General features: G+C 64.0%; 5 protein-coding genes. 3 read left to right on the top strand and 2 right to left on the bottom strand.

Annotated features, from left to right (window positions below; all coding sequences use genetic code 11):
- From FMM79_RS03920 to FMM79_RS03915, 3 genes are all read left to right on the top strand, one after another.
- The coding region (locus FMM79_RS03920) for an integrase core domain-containing protein (RefSeq protein ID WP_148625073.1) at positions 1-268 on the top strand (268 nt) is incomplete at its 5' end.
- A gap of 153 nt (positions 269-421) precedes the next feature.
- Complete coding sequence (locus FMM79_RS22060) at positions 422-550, top strand: hypothetical protein (protein WP_256376772.1); 129 nt, start codon at positions 422-424, stop codon at positions 548-550.
- Between the two features lie 214 nt (positions 551-764).
- A complete protein-coding gene (locus FMM79_RS03915) occupies positions 765-2576 on the top strand; it encodes a diguanylate cyclase (RefSeq protein ID WP_148626253.1) in 1812 nt (603 codons plus the stop codon).
- An 83-nt stretch (positions 2577-2659) separates the two neighbouring features.
- On the opposite strand, the gene FMM79_RS03910 is transcribed toward FMM79_RS03915, so the two are convergent.
- Together FMM79_RS03910 and FMM79_RS03905 are read right to left on the bottom strand one after the other, a co-directional pair.
- On the bottom strand, positions 2660-4108 hold the full coding sequence (locus tag FMM79_RS03910; RefSeq protein ID WP_148626252.1) for an efflux transporter outer membrane subunit: 1449 nt from the start codon (positions 4106-4108) through the stop codon (positions 2660-2662).
- Between the two features lies 1 nt (position 4109).
- Positions 4110-7301 carry an efflux RND transporter permease subunit gene (locus FMM79_RS03905; protein ID WP_148626251.1) on the bottom strand — a complete coding sequence of 1064 codons (3192 nt, stop codon included), beginning with the start codon at positions 7299-7301 and terminating at the stop codon, positions 4110-4112.
- Positions 7302-7305 lie beyond the last annotated feature (4 nt).

Raw genomic sequence — 7305 nt, 5'->3', positions numbered from 1 at the left:
CTTCACCGGCGTGCTGCGGCGCGAGGGTATCGCCATCAGCATGGACGGCCGCGGCGCCTGGCGCGACAATGTCGTGGTCGAGCGGCTGTGGCGCTCGGTGAAGTACGAGGAAGTCTACCTGCACGCCGACGCATGCGTCAGCGAAGCGCGCAGTTCGATCGGCCGATACCTGGGCTTCTACAACGCCCGGAGACCTCACTCGAGCCTCGGCGGACGTACGCCCGATCAAACCTACTTTGACAATCTGCCACAGGCCGTGGCAGCGTGAATTGGCCGCGACTTGCGGGGCGTCACTCCGGCCGGGCTACGCCCGACCTCCATGACGCCCCGCAGGCGCCAGCTTGAACAACCAAACCGCAGACGATCCACTTATCAAACGTCAAAGGCTGTTCAGACAAACCGAGCCACTTCTGAATACCCCATGGCCATCGACCTGACGACGCTGCCCTGGGCTCACGAGGACATCGAACTGTCCCGCCGCCTATTCGCACCGCAGGGTCTCCTTGGCGGCATCTGGAATACCGATCCGGCGGAGTTTTTTGACGGATAATCAATTTTTTCAAGGTCTGGAAAAGAGTTCCGAAGGCCATCGCCCTCAGGCTCAGCAAACTTTCGAGATCGTCGTTGCACGGCCAGCCTGGCCGGGTACGGGTGAACTCACCTTTCCATGAGGCTGTCGCGACGGGCTCTTTGCGACCTAGTCTAATGAGAATATGTGTGGCTTAAGAAGAAATTCAGCACCCTGCTCCTAACCGCGAAGGACCATGCGGCTCGCTACCATCACCAACTGGACCTATGGGGCTACAGTTCTCCTCACGATCGTGTCCGGAACCACGATGCTCCTCTCCTCCAGGGCGCAGGAGGACGAGCGTGTCGCCGTGGAGCGCCGCTTTGCCCTCGACCGCGCGACTGAGCGGCTCGCCGAAGACGTGTTTCGGCTGACCGATCACGCACGCCAGTACCTCAACACCGACGATGCCGCTTACCAGGTGCTCTACACCCGCGAGGCGGCAGATACCGACAAGCTGGAAGAACGGCTGCGCCGGATCGCCGAGGTCGGGGCCACCCCAGGAGAGCTCGCGGTCCTGCGCGAAGGCCTGCGCTGGGCAGATTCGCTGCGCGATGAACAGACAGAGGCGCTCGCCGCGCAGGCCGATGGCAACACGCCGCGCGCGCGCCAGATCCTGTTCGGGGCCGAATACCAACGTGAACTGGATCGCGCCATCACCATGGTCGAGCGCTTTCAGGAGCAGCTCGACCAACGCACCGAAATCAAGATCGCCGAGGCGACGCAAATCTCCCGCATCTGGCGCACGACCTCCGAGGTCATGCTGGCGATCACTGCCTTCCTGTTCCTGTGCGTCCTCTACTTCGTGTTCAAGCGACGAGTACTGCGCCCGGTCGTACGCCTCTCCGACGTCGTCAACCGCCTTGCGGCGCAGGATTACGGCGTGGAGCCACCTACGTGCGAGGATATCGATGAGATCGGCGACATGGCCCAGGCGATCCGCGTGTTCCGTGAGAACGGCATCGAACGCCAACGCCTCGAAGCCGTCCAGGAAACCGAACGTGCTTCGCGCGCGCTCCTCGCCCGCATGACCCAGCGCATGCAGGGCTGCGACTCGCTCGAGGCGCTGACCTACGTGGTCCGGCGCTTCGTTCCCGAAATCTTGCCCGGATTTGCGGGACGGCTTTATGTGCTCGATCCGGATAGCAATCGTCTGGAAGAAACCGGCAACTGGCTTGCCCCCCAGCACTCGGGCCACGCGTTCTCGACGCTGGACTGCTGGGCGCTTCGCCGTGGCTTGCCCCACCGCCCGGCGGGCGAGACCATCGACGTGCCCTGCTCGCACCTGGATCTGGATAGCGCCGACGAGCTTCCCGATACGCTCTGCCTGCCGCTAATTGCCCAGCGCCAGACGCTGGGATTGATCTACTTCGAATCGCGCAAGGCCCGCGGTGAGCAGCGCTTCCCGGAAAATTATCTCCACATGCTGAGCGAGAATATCGGCCTCGCACTGTCCAATCTGCGGCTGCGCGAGCGCCTCCAGGCCATGGCACTCACCGATTCGCTGACCGGGCTGTCCAACCGCCGCAATTTCGAAGAGCAGCTGCCCCTCGCGCTGGCCAAGGCCGAACGGGAAGCAAGCGCCCTTACCTTCCTGATGCTGGACATCGACCACTTCAAGCGCATCAACGATGGCTTTGGGCACGAGGCTGGCGATACGGTCCTGCGCGCCGTGGGCGCCACACTGCGCCAGGCCTTGCGCGAGGACACGCGGATCTTCCGATACGGCGGCGAAGAATTCCTTGTCATGCTGCCCGGCACCGACAGCGAGCAGGCGATGGAACGCGCCGAGGATCTGCGCGCGCGGATCGGCGCCCTCGAAATGATGCATCATGGAGAGCCGCTCGGCCCGGTCACCGTCTCGATCGGACTGGCGACCGCACCCGACCATTGCCCCACCGCCAAGCTTCTGCGCACCGCCGATGCGACGCTCTACCGGGCCAAGGACCTGGGCCGAAACCGCGTGGAGGCTGCCCTGCCCCGTAAGAACGGGCGCCGGGCGAGCTGATCCGCCCTGTCCGCATACGAAAACGCCTCTCCGACCATTCCGATCAAGGAGGCGTTTTCGCAGATCAGTCAGTCACGTGCGACCTAGTTGCTCGCGCCCGCCTCGCCCTCTTCCTCGACCACGACATCGGCGCCGCCACCGAGAGAGCGGTAGAGTTCAATCAGGTTGGTCGCTTCCAATAGCCGCGTATTCACGAGCTGCTGTTCAGCGGCATAGGCCGTGCGCTGGCTGTCGAGCGTCGTCAGGAACGAATCCACACCGCTGCGGAACCGTGCCTCGGCAAGGTTTGCCGAGACCTGCGCCGCCTTGGTCCGGCGCATCTGCGCCATGACCTGCGCGTTGATGCGGCCGCGCTGGGCAAGGGCATCGCTGACTTCGCGAAACGCGGTCTGGATCGCCTTCTCGTACGTGGCCACCGCAGCCTGCTTGGACGCCTTGGCGTACGCCAGGTTGCCCGACCGCGCGCCGCCATCAAACAGCGGCAAGCTGGCCGAAGGCGAGGCGTTGTAGGTGTAGCTGCCGTCCTTGAAGAGCCCGGACAGCGCGGTGCTGATCGTACCCAGGGTGCCCGTCAGCGAGATCGTCGGGAAGAAGGCCGCGCGCGCCGCGCCGATATTCGCATTCTCGGCAATCAGCTGATGCTCGGCCTGGAGTACGTCGGGACGCGCGAGAAGAACATCGGAGGACAGACCCACCGGAAGATCCTGGCGAACCATATCCTCGGTACCCAGCGTCGAAGGCAGTAGCTCGCGCGGAACGGTCGTCCCCACCAGCAGGTTGAGTGCGTTCTGGTCCTGCGCCAGCGCGGTCTCGAGCACGGCGATATCGTTGACCGCGCCCTCGTAGCTGGTTTCGGCCTGACGCACCTGCAGTTCGCTGCCGGTGCCGATCTCGAACTGCGCGCGGGTAAGGTCCAGCGTCTTCTCGAAGGCGTCCTTGGTCCGGCGGGCAAGCGCCAGCTGGTCGGCGTCGCTCGCCATCGTCAGCCAGGCGTTGGCGATTTCCGCGATCAGGCTGATGCGCGTGGAGCGCTGCGCTTCCTCGCTCGCGAAGTACTGTTCCTGCGCCGCGCGTGACTGGTTGCGCACGCGCCCGAACAGATCGAGTTCGAACGCCGAGATGCCAAGCGTACCCTGGTAGATCTCGATGTCCCCGGCATTCTGGGTCTGACCCGTCATCGCCGCGATGTTGTTGGTGTAGGTGCCCGTGCCGCCCGCGCTCAGCGTGGGGAAGAGCGCCGCGCGCTGGGTGGTGAACTGGGCGCGGGCCTGGAGGACATTGGCGGCTGCAATGCGCAGGTCCCGGTTCTCCTCCAGTCCCAGCGCAATGACCTGACGCAGACGTTCTTCAAGGAAGAAGTCCTGCCAGCCCGTACGCGACATGTCGGGGGCATCGCTGGCCGCAGGCGGGTACACCCCGCCCTGCGGCATCGCATGAGGAATGGCGCCGGTGGGCCGCTCATAGTCGGGTGCCATGTTGCACCCGGCCAGGAGCAGCGCGCCCGCCGCGATCGGTAGAATGCGTGTCTTCATTTCAGTTGCCCTCCGGGGCATGGCTGCCTGTGGCAGCGCCCTGGTTCGCTTCGTTGCCTTCATCCCGCGAGGCTTCGTTGTCGCGGCCATGTCCGAAGAGATGGCTGACGACCACGAAGAACATCGGCACGAAGAAGATCGCGAGGACCGTTGCGGTGAACATGCCGCCCACGACCGCGCGGCCGATGGCGTTCTGCCCGCCCGCCCCTGCGCCCGAGGAAATGGCGAGCGGGATCACGCCAATGCCAAAGGCCAGCGAGGTCATCAGGATCGGACGCAGACGCAGCCTGGCCGCCTCGACCGCCGCGCTGAAGGCATCCATGCCCGATTGCACGCGCTCCTCGGCGAACTCGATGATGAGGATCGCGTTCTTGGCCGAGACACCGATCGTGGTGATGATGCCCACCTGAAGGTAGATGTCGTTGTTGAGCCCGGTCAGCCAGGCAGCTCCCAGCGCGCCGAGCACGCCGAGCGGAACCACGAGGATCACCGCGATTGGCACCGACCAGCTTTCGTAGAGCGCGGCAAGGCACAGGAACACGACAGCCAGCGAGAGCGCGTAAAGTGCAGGCGCCTGGCCCGAACCCATGCGTTCCTCATACGAGAGACCGGTCCAGTCGAGGCTTGTGCCCGGAGGTAGCTGGGCGTGGAGTTCCTCCATCTTGGCCATGGCATCGCCTGTGCTGAGCCCTCCCGCTGGCGCGCCCTGAAGTTCCATCGCGGGCTGGCCGTTGTAGCGGGTAAGCATGGTCGGCGCGTTCTGCCAGGATACCTCCGAAAAAGTCGAGTAGGGGCTCATCTGCCCATCGGCACCGCGCACGTAGAAAGAATCGAGATCGTCAGGCGAATCGCGATATTCCTCCTGCGCTTGCAGGTAGACGCGCTTGGTGCGCCCACGGTCGAGGAAGTCGTTGACGTAAGCCCCGCCCCAGGCCGTCGAGATTTCCGAGTTGATGGCCCCCAGATCAAGACCCAGTGCGCTGGCCTTGTCCTGGTCGACCTCGACCTTGAGCTGTGGCGCATCGTCCAGGCTCACCGGCATGATCTGCATGATCGTCGGATCCGCCATGGCCGCGCCCATCAGCTGATTGCGCGCCGCCAGCAGCTTGTCGTGACCAATGCCATCGGTGTCGGTCAGCCAGACATCGAAACCGGCCGCATTGCCCAGTTCCGAAACAGCCGGCGGGATCAACGCGAAGATGGTCGCATCACGATACTTCGAAAGCGCGCCCATCGCACGGCCTACGATGGCCTGGGCCCCGTTCTCGCTGCCCGAACGCTCTTCCCAGTCCTTGAGACGCACGAAGGCGATCGCCGCGTTCTGGCCGCGTCCCATGAACGAGAATCCCGAGATCGTGAACACCGCCTGGACGTTGTCCTTCTCGTCCTCAAGGAAGTGGCGACGCACTTCCTTGAGCGCCTCTTCGGTGCGCGGAATGGTCGAGCCCGGGGGTGCCATGACCTGGGTCAGGACGATACCCTGGTCCTCGTCAGGCAGGAAGCCGCCGGGCAGACGCGCGAAGATCAGAGCCACGCCGCCTACGAGCAGCAGATAGACCAGACCCGAACGCTTCCAACTTCGTGCCGTGCGCTTGACGCCCTTTTCATAGCGGTCCGTACCGCGTTCGAAGGTTTCGTTGAACCAGCGGAAGAAGCGCGCAAGCAGGCCATTGCCTTCCAGTTTGGACGGATCGTGGGGTTTCAGGATCGTGGCGCACAGCGCCGGAGTGAGGATCAGCGCAACCAGCACTGAGAGCACCATCGAGGAGACGATGGTGAGCGAGAACTGGCGGAAGATCACGCCGGTGGAACCGCTCTGGAAGGCCATCGGCAGGAACACTGCCGAGAGCACCATGGCGATACCGATCAACGCGCCGCTGATCTCGTCCATCGACTTTCGTGCCGCGTCCTTGGGAGAGAGGTGCTCGGTCTGGATGAGACGCTCGACGTTCTCTACCACGACGATGGCGTCATCGACGAGGAGGCCGATTGCCAGCACCATGCCGAACAAGGTGAGCTGGTTGATGGTGTAGCCCATCCCCGCCATGATCCCGAAGGTGCCCAGGAGGACAACCGGAACCGCGATGGTCGGAATCAGGGTCGCGCGCCAGTTCTGCAGGAACAGGAACATGACGAGGAAGACCAGCACGACCGCCTCGACGAGCGTGTGGATGACCTGCTCGACCGAGAGGCGCACGAACGGCGTGGTGTCGTAGGGATAAACGACCTTCACGTCAGGCGGGAAGCCTTCGGAGATGCGGGACACTTCGTCCTTGACCGCCTCGACCGTGTCGAGCGCGTTCGCACCCGAGGCCAGGCGCACACCGAAGCCCGAGGCAGGCTTGCCGTTGTACTGGACATCGAAACCGTAGGTGTCCGAGCCCAGTTCGGTGCGTGCGACATCGCTCAGACGCACGACACCGCCGCCCGAGTTGGTCGCGAGACGGATGTTGTCAAATTCATCGGGCGAGGTCAGGCGCGACTGCACCGAGACGGTGGCGTTGAGCTGCTGCTCCTTGGAGGACGGCAGCTGACCGATCTGGCCTGCCGAAACCTGCGCGTTCTGAGCCTCGATAGCCGCGCGCACGTCACCCATGGTGAGATTGTAGCTGCGCAGCTTGAGCGGATCGACCCAGACACGCATCGCGTACTGGGTACCGAAGACCATGAGCTCACCCACGCCGTTGATGCGGCTGACCGGGTCCTGGACCTGACTGACGACATAGTCCGAGAGGTCGTTGGCGCTGTGGCTGCCGTCTTCGGAATAAAGACCGACAACGACCAAGAAGCTCGCCGCCGACTTGGCGACAGTCACACCCTGGCGCTGCACCGGCTCGGGAAGAAGCGACTGCGCGGCCTGCAGCTTGTTCTGCACCTGGACCTGCGCGATGTCGGGATCGGTGCCCTGCTCGAAAGTCAGCGTGATCGTCACCGCACCCGACGAGGACGACTGCGAGGAGAAGTAGCGCAGGTTATCGATGCCCTTGAGCTGCTGCTCGATGATCTGCGTGGTCGTCTGCTCCAGCGTGTCCGCATCCGCCCCCGGATAGGTTGCGTTGATGGTAACCGTGGGCGGCGCGATCTCGGGGAACTGCGAGACCGGAAGGCTCCGGATCGCGAGGATGCCGAACATCATCGCGACAATGGCGATGACCCATGCGAAGATGGGTCTGTCGATGAAATAGCGTGCCATGTGG

Origin of the sequence: Novosphingobium sp. BW1 (genome assembly GCF_008107685.1) — a bacterium.
In the GTDB taxonomy this organism is placed as follows: domain Bacteria; phylum Pseudomonadota; class Alphaproteobacteria; order Sphingomonadales; family Sphingomonadaceae; genus Novosphingobium.
The sequence above is the reverse complement of the archived record's forward strand: the minus strand, read 5'-3'. Positions and strand labels throughout refer to the sequence as shown.

Bases quoted from the DNA above. Each gene is read 5' to 3' on its own strand.
- FMM79_RS03915 (WP_148626253.1), top strand. From the start codon at position 765: ATGCGGCTCGCTACCATCACCAACTGGACCTATGGGGCTACAGTTCTC.
- FMM79_RS22060 (WP_256376772.1), top strand. From the start codon at position 422: ATGGCCATCGACCTGACGACGCTGCCCTGGGCTCACGAGGACATCGAA.
- FMM79_RS03910 (WP_148626252.1), bottom strand. From the start codon at position 4,108: ATGAAGACACGCATTCTACCGATCGCGGCGGGCGCGCTGCTCCTGGCC.
- FMM79_RS03905 (WP_148626251.1), bottom strand. From the start codon at position 7,301: ATGGCACGCTATTTCATCGACAGACCCATCTTCGCATGGGTCATCGCC.